This window comes from Pseudomonas graminis (assembly GCF_013201545.1).
Lineage (GTDB): Bacteria > Pseudomonadota > Gammaproteobacteria > Pseudomonadales > Pseudomonadaceae > Aquipseudomonas.
Genome location: NZ_CP053746.1, coordinates 2,285,186 through 2,300,249, shown reverse-complemented (window position 1 = coordinate 2,300,249; position 15,064 = coordinate 2,285,186). Strand labels below are relative to the sequence as shown.

At 60.4% G+C, this 15,064-nt stretch carries 16 protein-coding genes; 9 read left to right on the top strand and 7 right to left on the bottom strand.

Going from position 1 to position 15,064, the window contains the following annotated elements:
- Window positions 1-198: 198 nt before the first annotated feature.
- Window positions 199-1,332 (top strand): sensor histidine kinase, encoded by a 1,134-nt coding sequence (locus FX982_RS10350; RefSeq protein WP_172610565.1) that lies wholly within the window; start codon window positions 199-201, stop codon window positions 1,330-1,332.
- Between the two features lie 514 nt (window positions 1,333-1,846).
- On the opposite strand, the gene FX982_RS10345 is transcribed toward FX982_RS10350, so the two are convergent.
- Together FX982_RS10345 and cbpA are read right to left on the bottom strand one after the other, a co-directional pair.
- A complete protein-coding gene (locus tag FX982_RS10345; protein ID WP_172610564.1) occupies window positions 1,847-2,143 on the bottom strand; it encodes a chaperone modulator CbpM in 297 nt (98 codons plus the stop codon).
- A gap of 2 nt (window positions 2,144-2,145) precedes the next feature.
- The gene (cbpA, locus tag FX982_RS10340; protein WP_172610563.1) at window positions 2,146-3,105 is read right to left on the bottom strand and encodes a curved DNA-binding protein; all 960 of its coding nucleotides are present in this window, start codon (window positions 3,103-3,105) and stop codon (window positions 2,146-2,148) included.
- A 294-nt stretch (window positions 3,106-3,399) separates the two neighbouring features.
- Between cbpA and FX982_RS10335 the strand changes: the two genes are divergently transcribed.
- A complete protein-coding gene (locus FX982_RS10335) occupies window positions 3,400-4,665 on the top strand; it encodes an Hsp70 family protein (protein WP_172610562.1) in 1,266 nt (421 codons plus the stop codon).
- 169 nt (window positions 4,666-4,834) lie between these two features.
- Here FX982_RS10335 and FX982_RS10330 read toward each other — a convergent pair whose 3' ends face one another.
- The gene (locus FX982_RS10330; RefSeq protein WP_122533783.1) at window positions 4,835-5,845 is read right to left on the bottom strand and encodes an AI-2E family transporter; all 1,011 of its coding nucleotides are present in this window, start codon (window positions 5,843-5,845) and stop codon (window positions 4,835-4,837) included.
- Window positions 5,846-6,033: 188 nt separating this feature from the next.
- Complete coding sequence (locus FX982_RS10325) at window positions 6,034-6,324, bottom strand: PsiF family protein (protein WP_172610561.1); 291 nt, start codon at window positions 6,322-6,324, stop codon at window positions 6,034-6,036.
- A 151-nt stretch (window positions 6,325-6,475) separates the two neighbouring features.
- Between FX982_RS10325 and FX982_RS10320 the strand changes: the two genes are divergently transcribed.
- Window positions 6,476-7,360, top strand: coding sequence for a DMT family transporter (locus FX982_RS10320; protein ID WP_172613024.1), 885 nt, complete (start codon window positions 6,476-6,478; stop codon window positions 7,358-7,360).
- Window positions 7,361-7,386: 26 nt separating this feature from the next.
- On the opposite strand, the gene FX982_RS10315 is transcribed toward FX982_RS10320, so the two are convergent.
- A complete protein-coding gene (locus FX982_RS10315; RefSeq protein ID WP_037015625.1) occupies window positions 7,387-7,623 on the bottom strand; it encodes a hypothetical protein in 237 nt (78 codons plus the stop codon).
- Window positions 7,624-7,681: 58 nt separating this feature from the next.
- Entirely contained in the window at window positions 7,682-8,572 is an 891-nt protein-coding gene (locus FX982_RS10310) for an esterase/lipase family protein (protein WP_172610560.1), read from the bottom strand.
- A gap of 185 nt (window positions 8,573-8,757) precedes the next feature.
- Between FX982_RS10310 and osmE the strand changes: the two genes are divergently transcribed.
- Together osmE and FX982_RS10300 are read left to right on the top strand one after the other, a co-directional pair.
- Entirely contained in the window at window positions 8,758-9,096 is a 339-nt protein-coding gene (gene osmE / locus FX982_RS10305) for an osmotically-inducible lipoprotein OsmE (RefSeq protein ID WP_122533787.1), read from the top strand.
- 282 nt (window positions 9,097-9,378) lie between these two features.
- Entirely contained in the window at window positions 9,379-9,912 is a 534-nt protein-coding gene (locus FX982_RS10300; protein ID WP_172610559.1) for a ferritin-like domain-containing protein, read from the top strand.
- Window positions 9,913-10,192: 280 nt separating this feature from the next.
- Here FX982_RS10300 and FX982_RS10295 read toward each other — a convergent pair whose 3' ends face one another.
- Window positions 10,193-12,262, bottom strand: coding sequence for an AsmA family protein (locus FX982_RS10295; RefSeq protein ID WP_172610558.1), 2,070 nt, complete (start codon window positions 12,260-12,262; stop codon window positions 10,193-10,195).
- 316 nt (window positions 12,263-12,578) lie between these two features.
- Here FX982_RS10295 and FX982_RS10290 point away from each other — a divergent pair, with 316 nt between their 5' ends.
- The 4 genes from FX982_RS10290 to FX982_RS10275 all read left to right on the top strand — a co-directional run bounded on the left by FX982_RS10290 (window position 12,579) and on the right by FX982_RS10275 (window position 15,059).
- Window positions 12,579-12,800, top strand: coding sequence for a hypothetical protein (locus tag FX982_RS10290; protein ID WP_122533791.1), 222 nt, complete (start codon window positions 12,579-12,581; stop codon window positions 12,798-12,800).
- A 247-nt stretch (window positions 12,801-13,047) separates the two neighbouring features.
- On the top strand, window positions 13,048-13,680 hold the full coding sequence (locus FX982_RS10285; protein WP_122533792.1) for a TetR family transcriptional regulator: 633 nt from the start codon (window positions 13,048-13,050) through the stop codon (window positions 13,678-13,680).
- Between the two features lie 207 nt (window positions 13,681-13,887).
- A complete protein-coding gene (ureE, locus tag FX982_RS10280; protein WP_172610557.1) occupies window positions 13,888-14,388 on the top strand; it encodes an urease accessory protein UreE in 501 nt (166 codons plus the stop codon).
- Entirely contained in the window at window positions 14,385-15,059 is a 675-nt protein-coding gene (locus tag FX982_RS10275) for an urease accessory protein UreF (protein ID WP_122533794.1), read from the top strand. Before ureE ends, FX982_RS10275 begins: the two co-directional genes overlap by 4 nt.
- Window positions 15,060-15,064 lie beyond the last annotated feature (5 nt).

Here is a 15,064-nt window from a genome sequence, read left to right as displayed (position 1 = left end):
TGAAATGCCGCCTTGGTGAGCACGGCGGAGCGCGACCCCGGTCTCCTACATGGCTTGTTTTGGCTGCCTGACAGCGCTTCAACTGGACGGCAAGCCGACGCTAAAAGGAAGCGCACGCAAATGCGTGATGCTTCCTGCAACAACATGGCGGTACTATGCGCGCTCTCATTCAGCGCCCCGCCAGCAAGGTAGTCCCCCATGCGTCTTTCGGACTTCATCGTTCAGAATGTGGATCGCATCGTCGATGAGTGGGAACGGTTTGCGGCCACGCTGACGCCCGCAGCCGCCCAGATGAGTTCAGTCGAGCTGCGCGACCACGCCGAGGCGATCCTTCTCGCGGCGGCCCGTGACATGAACACCGCCCAGACCAAAGCCGAGCGCATCGCCAAGGCTCAGGGCGAAGACATCGGCAAAACCCCGACACTCGATCAGGCCGCCTCCAGTCATGGTGAGCTGCGGCATATCGTCGGGTTTGATCTGGTGCAGATGACGTCTGAATTCCGTCACCTTCGGGCCACGGTCGTGCGCTTTTGGGCAGAAAGCCAGAAAGAACCACAGGCCAGTCACCTCACTGACATGATTCGCTTCAACGAAGCCATCGACGAAGCCCTGGCCGAGTCGACGGCCGCCTACGCCGATCGCGTGACGCGTTCCCGTGACATCTTTCTCGCCATTCTCGGCCACGACCTGCGCGCGCCCTTGCAGGCCATCGGCATGTCGTCCGAAGTGCTGATGCGCAAAACCGCGCTGACGGACGCCGATCTTGCGTATATCAAGCGCATCAAGAGCAGCAGTCTGTTGATGGGAACGATGATCAGCGATTTGCTGGAGTTCGTTCGAAGCCGTCTCGGCGTCACGTTGCCGGTCGAACGCAAGCCGATGGAGATGACCCTCGCCTGCCGTGAAGCCATTGACGCGGCCACGGCGGGGCAGCCCGATTGCAACGCAGTGTTCACCAGCACCGGTGAGACCCGGGGCGAGTGGGATCAGGCACGCATCGCGCAGTTGCTGCAGAACCTGATTGGCAACGCCTTGCAGCATGGCGCGGCGACGCGTCGGGTCACCGTCACGCTCACCGGCAGCGAAAACCACGTGAGCCTCTCGGTGCACAACGACGGCGAGCCGATTGCGGAAGAAGCCATCGGCAGCATCTTCGACCCGCTGGTGCGCTCGGCCAATGAAAAGGCCGGCGTCCACAACCCGTCCACCAGCCTGGGCCTGGGACTGTTCATCGTAAAAGAAGTGGTGAACGCCCATGGCGGGGGCATCACGGTCGTGTCCAACGTCGGAGACGGTACGACGTTTACCGTGGAGTTGCCGAAGAAAGGCTAGCAAGCGACTGCGCGAAATCCGCCAAACACCGCGCTGTTGCAGGGGCGCTCGATACCTGTGGAAGTGAGCTTGCTCACGAAGGCGGCAGTCCTGCCGCCGAAGATGTAACGAATGAGAAGGCCTCTTCGCGAGCAAGCTCGCTCCCACAATGACGTCGTCAGCAGGAAGATCGCTATCTGGCAGAAACGCAGCACTGTGGGAATGAGCTTGCTCACGAAGACTGCATCCCTGCTGCCGAAGATGTAGCGGATGGAAGGGCCTATTCGTGAGCAAGCTCACTCCCACAATGACGTCGTCAGCAGGAAGATCGCTATCTGGCAGAAACGCAGCACTTGTGGGAGTGAGCTTGCTCACGAAGGCGGCAGTCCTGCCGCCGAAGATGTAACGAATGAGAAGGCCTCTTCGCGAGCAAGCTCGCTCCCACAGGTTCGTGGTCAGCAGGAAAATCAGCGAGTCGATCCGATTCCTGATAGCAGGCGCCAGCCCGGCTCCGCAAACTTCCTGTGGCGGCCCTTCACTCGAGAAACCGCCCCAGCCGCTGCCTGAGCATGCGGTTTTCCGCCCTCACGTGTTCAAGCTCGTCGAGCAGGTTCAGCGCCAGGGCGACGCCGTCCCACTCCAGCTGCAATTCGTGATGCAATTTGACCGCGCGTTTGGCGATCGACAGCGCCGCGCTATCGAACAGCCATTCGTCCGGCTGCCTTCCCTGGGGTTCGAGGATGCCATGTTCGACAATCTCGATGACGAAGGCGGCCGGCAGGTCGACCACCTGACAGAACTCCTGCATGTCGATGACCAGGGTGTTGCTCATGATCAGTTACTCCATTGAGCCCTCGGATCGAACGCGGCCTGTTCGGCCAGCTTCTCCCACAGCGCTTTGGTAGCCTCATCGGTGGATTTGGGCATGACGATTTTCAGTTGTGCGTACAGATCGCCGCGCTGGCCTTGCTTGTTCAACAGGCCATTGCCTTTGACCCGCAGCCGCTGGCCGTTCTGACTGTCTGGGCGGATGGTCAGGTTGATCTTGCCGGTCAGTGTTGGTACGGCGACCTTGGTGCCCAGCGCCGCTTCCCACGGCGCGATCGGCACCGTGATGATCAGGTCGTGGCCCTCGACGTCGAACATCGGGTGCGGCGCCAGACGGATGATCAGATAGAGATCGCCCTTCTCGCCACCGGCCACGCCGGGAGCGCCCTGCCCTTTCAACCGGATGCGCTCGCCATCGGTGACGCCCGCCGGGATCTTCACGTTCAGCGTCTTGGTGATGTCCGCCATGCGCTGGCCGTTGGCGCTGTGCTGCGGCACCTTGAAGCTGATCTGCTTGGACTCGGTGGAGAGTGTCTCCTCCAGAAACACCGCCAGTTCCATCTCCACATCCTGCCCTCGACGCCCCGGGCTCTGCGCCCGACCGCCTTGCTGCCCCCCGCGATTGCCGAAGATGGAACTGAAGAAGTCGGAGAAATCGCCGTCCTCGAAGCCACCGCCACCAAAGCCCGGACCCGCGCCCGCGCCGCCACGGCCCTGCCAGCCAGGCGGCGGCTGGAACCGGCCCTGACTGCCGTATTTGCGGATCTCGTCGTATTCGGCACGTTTTTCCGGATCGCTCAGCGCTTCATACGCCTCGGAAGCCTCTTTGAATTTGTCTTCCGCGCCAGGCTCTTTGCTGACGTCGGGGTGATACTTGCGCGCGAGCTTGCGATAGGCGGTCTTGATTGTCTTCTCGTCCGCTGTCGGCTCTACGCCAAGAATCTTGTAATAGTCTTTGAAGTCCATCTGACGGTCACCCAATTCTGGAATATCCAGCCCAGTCCGCAGCGTGTTTCACATGTGAATGCTGGCTGCGTTGAACGTTGCAAGGTTATCGGCACGCAGTCTCGCGAATGAAACGCTGTCCAGACCGGCCAAAAAACATGAAGAGTTGCCTGCTAGATTGGGGCTAGACGGCTCAGTTCAAGACACGCACGCGAAATAGATACCGGGCATGCGATAAACCGACGTTTCGCGCTACGCATCCGGCGCGCACTCGCATACACTGCGCGGCCGTTTTTTGACTGGTATGCAAAGCAGATGAGCACTCCATCCCCGGCCCGTGCCCTTGGCATCGACTTCGGCACGTCCAACTCCACGGTCGGCTGGCTACGCCCTGGAGTGGAAACGCTGATCGCACTGGAAGACGACAAGATCACGCTGCCTTCGGTGGTGTTTTTCAACATTGAAGAGCGCCGCCCGGTATACGGTCGCCTCGCCCTTCACGAATACCTCGAGGGCTACGAAGGCCGCCTGATGCGCTCGCTCAAGAGCCTGCTGGGTTCCAAGCTGATCAAGCACGACACCAGCGTGCTGGGTACGGCGATGCCGTTCAAGGACTTGCTCGGGCTATTCATCGGTGAACTGAAAAAGCGCGCCGAAGCCGCTGCCGGCCACTCCTTCGAGCAAGTCGTGCTGGGCCGCCCGGTGCATTTCGTCGATGACGACGCTGCCGCCGATCAGGAAGCCGAAGACACACTGGCCGACGTCGCACGCAAGATCGGTTTCAAGGACGTTTCTTTCCAGTTCGAGCCGATTGCAGCGGCGTTTGACTACGAGTCGACGCTGGACCGTGAAGAGCTGGTGCTGATCGTCGACATCGGCGGCGGTACGTCAGACTTCTCGCTGGTGCGTCTGTCGCCGGAACGTCGTCTGATCGATGACCGTCATAGCGACATCCTCGCCACCGGTGGCGTGCACATTGGCGGTACCGACTTTGACAAGCAACTGAGCCTGCAGGGCGTGATGCCGCTGTTTGGTTATGGCAGCCGGATGAAAAGCGGCGCGTACATGCCGACCAGCACGCACATGAACCTGGCGACCTGGCACACGATCAACTCGGTGTATTCGCAAAAGTCGCAACTGGCGCTGGGCAGCATGCGCTATGACATCGAAGACACCCAGGGCATCGACCGGCTGTTCAAGCTGATCGAGCAACGCGCCGGCCACTGGCTGGCGATGGAAGTGGAAGAGACCAAGATCCAGCTGACCGAAGCGGACAGCCGCCCGGTGCCGATGGACCGCGTCGAGCCCGGCTTGAGCGTCGACCTGACGCGGCAGTTGTTCGAATCGTCCATCGATGCGCTGCTCGAACGCGTGCGCGGTAGCGTGACGAACCTGTTGAATCAGGCAGGCGTGGGCGTGACCGATGTCGACACCGTGTTCTTCACCGGCGGCTCCAGCGGCATCCCGGCCCTGCGCAACAGCGTCGCCGCCATGCTGCCCAAGGCCCGCCACGTTGAAGGCAACATCTTCGGCAGCATCGGCAGCGGCCTGGCGATCGAAGCGAAGAAGCGCTACGGCTGACTCGCGGCTGTCCCGCTTTTTTAGTGGGACCGGCTTTAGCCGGGAAGGCGCCGGGCGTCACGCCGCAAATCTTATGCTGTCCTACCTGGCCTCTTTCCGGCTGACGCCGGTCCCACAAAAACACCGCATGCCGCCGTGAAACGGGTGCACATCTTTTGAGCACCAATCGCTATACCAACTCCGCCCGGCGCAGTTCGCTCTTCAGGTACGCGTAATAAATCGGTCCAGCCACCACCCCCGGCAGGCCGAACGCGGCTTCGAAGATCAGCATCGCCAGCAGCAATTCCCACGATTTGGCGCTGATCTGCCCGCCGACAATCCGTGCGTTGAGGAAATACTCGACCTTGTGGATCACGATCAGATACCCCAACGCCGCCACCGCCACCCAGATCGACAACGACATGCCGACGATAAAGATCAGCGTGTTGGACATCAGATTCCCGACCACCGGAAGCAGGCCCAGCAGGAAGGTCAGCACAATCAGGGTTTTGGTCAGCGGCAAGTGCACGCCACACAGCGGCAGGATCACCGCCAGAAAGATCGAGGTGAACGCCGTGTTCAGGAGCGAGATTTTGATCTGCGCGAAGACGATATTCCGGAACGCCTGACTCAGCAGGTGCAGACGCTCGAACAGCGCCGCCGCCAATGGCTTGCGCTTGGTGACATCGGGGATGCGCTGCAGGGCGATGATCGCGCCCAGCACCATGCCGATCAGCAGGGTGACGAACATGTGCGCCGCGCCTTTGCCGAGCAACTGGAGTTCACCGAGGTGCTTGGTCAGCCAGGCGCTGAGCGACACTTGAAACTCGGTGGCGCTGGCCGGCAGGTAGTTGTCGATAAAGGGCGGCAGCTGACCGCGGGCGCGGTCCACCAGAATCATGAATTTATCCAGCGACGCGCCGGGGTTTTCCGCTTCGTGCAGCAAAAAACTGATCGCGCCGGCAAACAGCAACGCCAATACGGTCACCACCAGAGTGCCCAGCAACGCCACCGCCAGCCACCGCGCGCGTTCGCCGGCAATCAGCCGTTGCAGCTGCGGCGTGAGCATGTCGACCAGTTCGTACACCAGCAAACCCGCCAGCAGACTGGGCAAAAGATTGAGCGGCAGCACCAGCAGCAGCCCGCCGAACACGAGAATGCAACTGGCCAGATAGACTTGACGGGGCGTAAACGTTGGCATACAGCCTCAAAACGAGCGGCGTGAAGGATGGGCAGTCTGCCAGCGTTCTGAGTGGAGAACCAGCGACGCGAAAGCCCTTGAGAGCTCAAGCGTTGGGAGGCTGCGATTGCAGGCCAGATCATCGGCCGCAATCGCTGAAAGTGCAGGGGCTGGCGCCGGAAATCGACGCCCGCGGTTGGCCTGGAAAATTATTTCTTTTTAAGACAATCGCTCATGAAGGCCTTGCGTGCATCGCCCTTGAGCGCCTGAGTGCTGGCCGTGGCGTTGCAGGTCTTCATCTTCTCCTGCTGGGTCACGGCAGGCGCAGGCGTGGCCTTTAAACAGGTGCTCATGAATGCCTTGCGCTCATCGCCCTTCAGCGATTTGGCCGAGGCATCGGCGTTGCAAGTGGTCATCTTGTTTTGTTGCGCGGTGGCGGCAAAACCCTGAGCGCTCAACAGCAAGCCCATCACCAGCAGAGGAATACGCAGCATCGTCATCGGTTCTCTCCGGAAGCGCCACGCACCGGCATGGCTTTAAAGCCAGTGTAGCCAAAGAATGTTGCTGCATATTTCTGCAAATGCGAAGCGTGCGCTGGACGTGCGGACTGACAGGCCGATAATGGCGCCTCATTCAGCCGCCGGTCCGGTCATGCAATACCTTTATCCACTGCTCACCGTCATGATCTGGGCGGGCAACAACGTCATCACCAAAGCCGCCGCCGGGCGTATTTTCCCGGCCGAGATCGGCTTTTACCGCTGGCTGCTGGCGGGCCTGCTGTTCACGCCGTTTCTGCTCGGCCCCGTGCTGCGCAATCGGGCGCAGATCAGGCCGATTATCGGCAAAGTCGTAGTGCTTGGCGTGCTGGGCATGGCGATTTATCAAAGCCTGGCGTATTACGCGGCGAACATCACCACGGCCACGAACATGGGCATCATTCTGTCGCTGGTGCCAGTGATGACCCTGGGCATGTCGATCGCCAGCCTTGGCACACGGCTGACAGCCGGCGCGCTGGTCGGTGCATTCGTGTCATTCGCCGGTGTGTTGTGGGTGGTGTCGCAGGGGAGCTGGAGTTTGCTGGTTGCCCATGGCATCAACGTGGGCGATGTCATGATGCTTGTCGCGACGCTGGCGTATGCGACCTACAGCACGCTGCTGAAGAAATGGCAATTGCGCATGCCGCCGTTGCAGTTGCTCTATCTGCAGATTCTGGTGGCGATCATTGCGCTGTTCCCGCTGTTCCTGATTTCACCGAAAACCGGTTTGAACGCGAGCAACATTCCGTTGGTGCTCTATGCGTGTATTCCGACTTCAATGCTCGCGCCGTTGCTGTGGATGAAAGCGATTTCCATCCTCGGGCCAAGTCGTACCACGTTGTTTTTCAACCTGGTGCCGATCTTGACGGCGCTGGTTGCCGCACTCGCGCTGGGCGAGCAGCTGGCCTCGTATCACTTCATCGGCGGTGCCCTGACGCTGGGCGGAGTGATCCTGGCAGAACGCTGGACCACACCGCTGCGCAAGGCCGCAATCCGTTAAACCTGCCCGTCGGATGAACCAGACCGTCAGGCCTTGTCGTGATCCTCAGCAGCGTGAATCGACACATCGGTAATGCCCAGCACGTGGGGCAGGCCGATGGTGTCTTCACCGGTATCGAACGGATCATCTTCAACGGCCACGTTGTGCTTGAGCGCCAGCTCGTGCACGACCTCGATGATTGGCACGTCGAGGTTTTCAATCAGATCGACATGGTGCTCACCGGCCAGCGTGTACTCGATTTCATAAAGCTCTTTATCGCTCATCGCATCACTTCCTACGCGACCTCACGGGTCGACAGATCACGAACTACGGCCAAATAAGTCAAAGACCGGCGGCTTTGAGGCGCACGGCATGTTCAAGGAACAACCCCACGGGATCGGCTCCCTTGCCCACCAGACCGAAGTGCTGGTTGACGATGTCGAAATGGTCGAGGGGGTAGTCGTCACCGATAACTTTACCCAGGTGAGAACTGAATCTCCCGACCATGCCATCAGATTGACCTCGCTCTTTCGTGAACGTGCGAGCAAATATTCGGCAGGTGAGATTTGACGTATCGAAGAGGTTTTTACCCCGATTGGTGCGTCCTGATTGCAGCGTCCCGGACCACGAGTAATAGCGCACGCCGTTGACCTCTTCGTCACCCTCCGCGCCCCAGTGTTCAGGCAGTCCTTGCGGGAACAGCCGGTTGAATCGCGCTACGCCGCTGGTGGTCAGCGAATGGTGCGCGGCGTTGACATCCACCGGCAGGCGCGAGCCGCGATAACCGGTGTCGAGCAGGCTGGTGATGAGGGTCGTGAGACGAATGGCAGCGTTGACCGCACGCCCTTTCATGGTATGAGGCGGGTAATGCTCCTCGAAGTAATCGGCCAGTTCGGAACCATGATTGGGCCCGGCGATTGAGGTAACTGAGGCGACCAGGTCCGGACGAACGCCCGCGACATACCGAATGGTCAGCGCACCCTGACTGTGACCGATCAGGTTGACCTTGGCCGCGCCGGTTTGCGCGAGGATTTCTTCAACGCGGGCCAGCAGTTGCTCTCCGCGTATCTCGGTGGAATTCACCGCCGAGACCATGACCGGAATCACCTGCGCGCCGCCCCGACGCAGGGCCGGTACGATGCCAAACCAATAGGGATAGATCACCAACTTCACGAAACCCATTAATCCCGGCACCAGGACGATCGGGTAGCGCGTGGCCTGTTCTTGCGGCATAAGAGAGGCGATTCCTGAGGGGCATCGTTGATCAAGGCAGTCAGGTGACGGTAGCCGGGAAACATTCATGAAACATGACAACCAACGGTAATGCCCCATCGCCATCAATTTGATCGAACTCTTTTGCCACTTCAACGCTCCTAACAGCAACGGGCCAACAATGGCCTTTTCGCGGAGCGATTCGAATGTTCAAGCAATCCCTGGCAGTAGTGATTTCCATGGCCGCATTGGCTGGTTGTGCATCGACCACCCTGCCGAACCCGGTTGATTACGCGACCTATCGCAATGAGCCGCTGGTCAAGCAAGTTGAAGAAGGCATGACCAAGGAACAGGTTCTGACCATCGGCGGTACGCCATCGACGACTGTTCAGCGTCGCGCCCACCCAGGCACCTGCAACAACTACGTGCTGAACCGCGAAGGCCATCAGCAGGCTTACTACGTTACCTTCGACAACAATGGCCGCGTCAACAGCAAGGGTTTCATGACCTGCGAGCAGCGTGACACCAACGAACGCGCCATGTGATCTGATGCCATTCGTTTGAATGGTTGATCCCGCCCGCGATCACGAGCGCAGGGGCATCGCAAGGATGCCCCGTATTGCCATGAACGCGGGCGGTCCGCTGTAAGGATCCTTCCCCGGCCCCAGCGGCAAACTGCCTCCGCGTCAAAAAGTCCCCGAACAAAAATCAAACTTTTGCCAGTCGCCACCACTCACACCTTAAGACCCGATCCTGCCGGGCGCCTGCTTTACGCATGGCGCAACAGAGCGCGACGGAAAAAACCGTAAAAGCCCTGGAGAAATCTGATGATCAATCTGCACCCAATGACCGACGTCGCTACCCTGCGAGAGCGCGCGCGCAAAAACGTTGAAGACGGCGCCGTCACTGAAAGCTATAACGCTGACCGTGAAGAGGTCCTGCGTTTGCTGAACGCGTCGCTCGCGACTGAACTGGTCTGCACCCTGCGTTACAAGCGTCACTACTTCATGGCCAAGGGCATCAAGTCCCACGCTGCGGCGGATGAGTTTCTGGAACACGCCAATCAAGAGCTCGAACACGCAGACAAGCTAGCCGAGCGCATCGTGCAACTGGGCGGCGAGCCGGAATTCAACCCGGACCTGCTGAGCCAGAATTCACACGCGCAGTATGTGGCCGGTAACACGCTGAAAGAGATGATCACTGAAGACCTGGTGGCCGAGCGCATCGCAATCGACAGCTACCGCGAAATCATTCAGTACATCGGCGACCAAGACCCGACCACCCGCCGCATCTTCGAAGAGATCCTGGCGCAGGAAGAAGAGCACGCCGACGACATGGCCGACTTGCTCGACGGCCTCTGATACGCACCACGCAATGCAAAAAGCCAGGGCACATGCCCTGGCTTTTTTGTGGGTAACTTTCAGGCGGGATGTGTGGATTCAAGGGTTCCTTCGCGAGCAAGCTCGCTCCCACAGGGCAGTGGTTGACTCGATATCTCGGGCGCGCCACTGGAACTGTGGGAGTGAGCTTGCTCGCGAAGAGGCCAGTACATCCCGGACATCTCATGTGTCTGGAATGCAGTCTTCGCGAGCAAGCTCACTCCTACACGAGCGGACTATGGCGCTGAATCATCTGCCGTACTTATTTCACCGTCTTCGGCGCCTTGCCCGAGCGCATCTGCTCCAGCAATGCGGTGCACTGGTTAGGCGCATCCCCGCTGCTGGGCGCTACGAGTGCCAGCAATCCCGCCGCCGGTCCGACGGCCGCGCCCAACAGCACCATGCCTGCGCCACGCAGCAACAGCGGACCTGACTCGACACCCGCATTGGGCTTGCTGAACGGCCCGCGCACATACAGCGGCGAACGCAGGGAGAAGACCCGGAAGCCTTTGGATTCGGGCGTGATCTTCATGTCCAACTGCTCGCTCTTCAGGTTCGCCGTACCATCGACATAAATGATCGCGTTCTCGGTATCGAACACAAACACTTTGGTGCTCGCCAAGCCGTCCTTGAAGCCCACATCAGTGGCCGCACAGTTGATCTTCACGTCCTTGTCGCCAAACAGCTTGCCGACCACGTAATTGCCCACGTTAAGCCCGGCGATCTCCATCAGGCCACGGCTGACAGCGCCGTCATTGACCAGCATTTTCAACTCGCCGTTTGAGGTGCCCAACAACGCCGCGACCGAATTGCCACGACCGCTGAGGTCCGCGTCACCGTTAAGCTCGCCAAAGCTGGTCTTCATCGGTTCGAAGGTCGGGAACAATTGCTTGAGCTTGAAGCCGCGTGCCGACAGCTTTGCGCGTCCTTCCAGTGGCTGAGTGTGACCATTGAGCTTGATGTCCGCGTCGAGCTTGCCGCCCGCCACACCGAAACGCAGAGGCTCCAGACTCAACACGCCGTCGTTAAGCACCACATGGGTATAAAGGTCGGTGAATGGCAGGTCGGCGCTCTGCACGATGCGTTTGCCAGTGAACTCTACATCGGCGTCCATGGCCGCCCAGCGATCGGTCTTGAACTCCTCGACCGGCAGCACTTTGTCCGTGGGTTGCTTGCTCTCGCCGCCCCGGGTTTTCTGCTCGGCATTGGAGTCGGCGCCGATCAGCGGCTTGAGGTCCGCCATCAGCAATTGATTGGACACCAGCGCGCCGGTGAGCTTGGGACGGGGTTCGCTGGCGACAAAGCCCAGGTCGCCATGGATATCGCTGTCGCCGATCTTGCCGTTGAAGCCCTTGTACTGGAACGACGCACCCGCCGGGTCATGCAGTTTGGCGATCAGACGGCCATCGGTGGAGTACGGCGGGGAATCCGGCAAAGTGACGCCCGTCAGCGGATACAGATTGCTGAGGCTGTCGCCGGAGAGTTTCAGGCGCAGATCCAGTTCTCCCAGGTTCTGCGGATCGGTCACGGTGCCCGCGACGGCAACACGCAAGGCGCCAGCACTGACATCTGCCTGTACCGGGAATGGCAGCGCGGCGTCTTTCAGCGCCAACAGCCCGCCTACCTTGCCGCTGCCGTTAAGTTTCTGGCCGTGGTACTGGCCTTTGGCGGTGAAGCCGAAGGCGTAATCCTGCGCCGAAGCGCCCTTGTCCTGGACCTTCTTCGCCTCGCTACTGCCGACAATGTCGCTGTACGGAATCGGCTTGCCCAGCATATCGATGACGACATCGACGGCCGTGTTGATCTTCTGGTCGTTGTAGCTCACGAAGCCCTTATCGAATCCGATCGTGCCGATGTCGATCACCCAGCTCGACGGCTCGGCGTTCGGGTCGCTCTTGGGCAGATCAAACACCCAATTGGCGCGGCCATCGGCCAGACGCTCGATTTTCGCGTTGGGCTCGGTCAGGTTGATGCGCGGAATGACGACGCGCTGGGCGAGCAACGGCAAGGGAGACAAGCGCAGATCGACGCGTTTGAGCGTGACCATCTGCGGCGTCTTCGACCATTCCGGGTTGCCCAGTGCGATGTCTTCCGCCGACATGTGCGGCCACGGCACCCAGGCGCGCCAGCCGCCTTCATCCGGCTCACGGTGCCAGCTCACGGCCAGATTGCCGTTGATGGCAAAGGGGCGATGCAGTTCGGCAGACACCTTCTCATTGATGGTCGGCTTGAGCCGGTTCCAGTCGAAAGTCGCGATCACAATGATCAGAATCACCAGCAACAGCAGCAGGATTGCGGCTGTCCAGGCGAAGATTTTACGGCCTCGCGTCATTGCGTTGTCTCCCCAAAAACCGACGCGCCGTCCAGGGCGCGTCTCGTACGTCGTAACGGTTCGACTAAGAAAACCCGCGTCGGTTTGATGAAATCTGTATTCAGGGTCAGAAAAGTTCCGCCCCCTGCCCATACCGTACGTCCAGACGGGCTCGGCGATCGACCTGAAACACGTTGAAAGGCCCGCCGTGCAAGGGGTCGTAATTCGCATCATTTCTGTCGATGGTCACCATCAGCCCGCTGAACTTCTTTATCGAGGGGGCAGGGGTAAAATCGCCAGCACGTTCACATAACCCTTTACACCCGAGCATCCTTCCATGAAACGCCAATTGATTGCCCTGACCCTTTCCCTACTTGCCTCGAGTGCGTTCGCGATGCCTGCCAGCGAACAAGCGATCCTCGGCGAAGCGAAGGCGACGCAGCACTCCGGTTTGCCGACCGTTGCGCAGGACGGCCCGGATCGCTTGATCAATCAATACCAGCGCGTCGCCGACAACGGCCCGGATCGGCTGATTCAGCAGTATCAGCGGGTCTCCTGAGCGACACCCGCTGGGATCAAAAGCTTTCCGGCTAAAGCCAGTCCTACGGAAACAACGCAGCGCTTGATTAGTGGGACGGCTTAGCCGGGAAGAGCTGGTTTGAGCGACCTCAATCTGCCGGCATAAGCACGAGAACAGCCCGGCCCTGATCGCCGGGCTTTTTATTGCCCGACGCAAAACCGGGTTCGACGTCACGCAAACGCATTTGCTAAAGTTGCGGCCCATGCCTTCATCAGATACACGCCCCATGCTGCCCCGTGCCGAACAGAAACAGCAGACCCGCCACGCCCTGCTTGATGCAGCCCGGGGCCTGATGGAGAGCGGGCGGGGTTTCGGCAGTCTGAGCCTGCGCGAAGTGGCGAAAACCGCCGGCATCGTGCCCACCGGTTTCTATCGGCATTTCGATGACATGGACCACCTCGGCCTGGCGCTGGTCAGTGAAGTTGGCCAAACCTTCCGCGAAACCATCCGCCGCGTGCGCCACAACCACAACATCGACAGCGGCATCATCGACGCGTCCATCCGCATCTTTCTGGATGTGGTCGCTGCCAACCGCTCGCAGTTTCTGTTTCTGGCGCGCGAGCAATACGGCGGCTCGCTCAAAGTCCGTCAGGCACTCGGCGCGCTGCGCGAAGGCATCATCGCCGACCTCGCGACCGACTTGGCCTCGATGCCCAAATTCCAGCACCTGAACACCGACGACCTCTCGGTCATGGCCGACCTGGTGGTAAAGAGCGTATTCGCCATGCTCCCGGAGCTGATCGACCCGCCGCCCCCGGCCCTGGCCAAGCACCTCACTCCCCGGGCGAAAATAACCCAGCAGCTTCGCTTCATCTTCATTGGCGCCAAGCGCTGGCAGGGCTTGGGCAGTACCGAGTGATCGCGAAGCTCCAGGGTGCTGCGTCAGTCTCTGACCACACCTCCCCGCACCACGGCGGTGCATCGCCCCAACCGTCGCACCGATAGGTCGCACCTTCGTGATCAGCCCTCCCCTGACTGCACCGTATTCTGGCAATTTCTGTCCTGCGCGCCTGTTGGCAAGCCACTTGCTCTAGCCCTTGCATCGCACATTGCTGGAAGCTTTCTGATGCTGGTGATTCATCAACGGACCGAACCTCAGGCTGAATGGGCCGCAGAGCTGCATTTGATATTCGAGGCGCGGAGCAAAAGCCGACTGCGCTGTTTCAGTGCCGAGGGCGAAGACGTCGGGCTTTTCCTCGAACGGGGTCATCCGCCGTTGCGTGACGGCGACTTTCTCAAGGCTGAAGACGGCCGAATCGTCCGCGTCTGCGCACGCCCTGAGCAGTTGATGCACGTGACATGCAGCAGCCCGTTCGAGCTCACTCGCGCGGCGTATCACCTGGGCAACCGCCATGTGGCGCTGCAAGTGGGTGATGGCTGGCTGCGCCTGCTCGACGACTACGTGCTCAAAGCCATGCTTGATCAACTGGGCGCTACCACCGAATCCCTCGAAGCGCCCTTCCAGCCGGAGCACGGGGCGTACGGTGGTGGCCATCACCACTCCCGCGCCGGGGAAGAAGACTTCAATTACGCGCCACGCATTCATCAATTCGGCGTCCGCACGTGAACGCGGCCTGGGCGCTGCTGCGTCTGGCGAGCCCCCAGCTGCCCATCGGCGGCTACAGCTATTCCCAAGGCCTGGAAATGGCGGTCGAGCAATCGACTGTCCACGATTCGGCCAGTGCCGCCCGCTGGATCGGCGACCAATTGCTGCTCAACCTCGCGCGATTTGAAGCGCCGCTTTTACTGGCGCACTGCACGGCGGCTGCCCAAAACGACTGGGCGGCGTTGCTGCAATTGAGCGAGGCACACCGCGCCAGCCGCGAGACCCGGGAGTTGCACCTGGAAAGCCGACAGATGGGCTATTCGCTGCAGCAACTGCTCAACGGCCTGCCGGAAATGGATCAGCCCGCGCGGGACTTTCTACAGCGTGTGGGCGAGCCGCATCTGGCGCTGGGTTGGGCACTGGCTGCGCGCGCCTGGCAGATCGGTCCTCAGGACGCCCTCGCCGCCTGGCTCTGGAGCTGGCTGGAAAACCAGTTGGCAGTGCTGATGAAGACCCTCCCGCTGGGACAGCAAGCCGCGCAGCGCCTGACCAGCGAATTATTGCCGCTGCTGCAAAACGCCCAGCAACACGCGACCGCGCTGAACCCTGACCACATCGGCAGCGCGCCATTTGGTCTGGCGCTGGCGAGCATGAACCATGAGCGGCAGTACAGCCGCCTGTTCCGATCATGAGGTGG

Bases quoted from the DNA above. Each gene is read 5' to 3' on its own strand.
- osmE (WP_122533787.1), top strand. From the start codon at position 8,758: ATGTTCAAGCAATCCCTGGCAGTAGTGATTTCCATGGCCGCATTGGCT.
- FX982_RS10320 (WP_172613024.1), top strand. From the start codon at position 6,476: ATGCAATACCTTTATCCACTGCTCACCGTCATGATCTGGGCGGGCAAC.
- FX982_RS10300 (WP_172610559.1), top strand. From the start codon at position 9,379: ATGATCAATCTGCACCCAATGACCGACGTCGCTACCCTGCGAGAGCGC.
- FX982_RS10345 (WP_172610564.1), bottom strand. From the start codon at position 2,143: ATGAGCAACACCCTGGTCATCGACATGCAGGAGTTCTGTCAGGTGGTC.
- FX982_RS10325 (WP_172610561.1), bottom strand. From the start codon at position 6,324: ATGACGATGCTGCGTATTCCTCTGCTGGTGATGGGCTTGCTGTTGAGC.
- FX982_RS10350 (WP_172610565.1), top strand. From the start codon at position 199: ATGCGTCTTTCGGACTTCATCGTTCAGAATGTGGATCGCATCGTCGAT.
- FX982_RS10290 (WP_122533791.1), top strand. From the start codon at position 12,579: ATGAAACGCCAATTGATTGCCCTGACCCTTTCCCTACTTGCCTCGAGT.
- ureE (WP_172610557.1), top strand. From the start codon at position 13,888: ATGCTGGTGATTCATCAACGGACCGAACCTCAGGCTGAATGGGCCGCA.
- FX982_RS10310 (WP_172610560.1), bottom strand. From the start codon at position 8,572: ATGCCGCAAGAACAGGCCACGCGCTACCCGATCGTCCTGGTGCCGGGA.
- FX982_RS10315 (WP_037015625.1), bottom strand. From the start codon at position 7,623: ATGAGCGATAAAGAGCTTTATGAAATCGAGTACACGCTGGCCGGTGAG.
- FX982_RS10335 (WP_172610562.1), top strand. From the start codon at position 3,400: ATGAGCACTCCATCCCCGGCCCGTGCCCTTGGCATCGACTTCGGCACG.
- FX982_RS10295 (WP_172610558.1), bottom strand. From the start codon at position 12,262: ATGACGCGAGGCCGTAAAATCTTCGCCTGGACAGCCGCAATCCTGCTG.
- FX982_RS10330 (WP_122533783.1), bottom strand. From the start codon at position 5,845: ATGCCAACGTTTACGCCCCGTCAAGTCTATCTGGCCAGTTGCATTCTC.
- cbpA (WP_172610563.1), bottom strand. From the start codon at position 3,105: ATGGACTTCAAAGACTATTACAAGATTCTTGGCGTAGAGCCGACAGCG.
- FX982_RS10285 (WP_122533792.1), top strand. From the start codon at position 13,048: ATGCTGCCCCGTGCCGAACAGAAACAGCAGACCCGCCACGCCCTGCTT.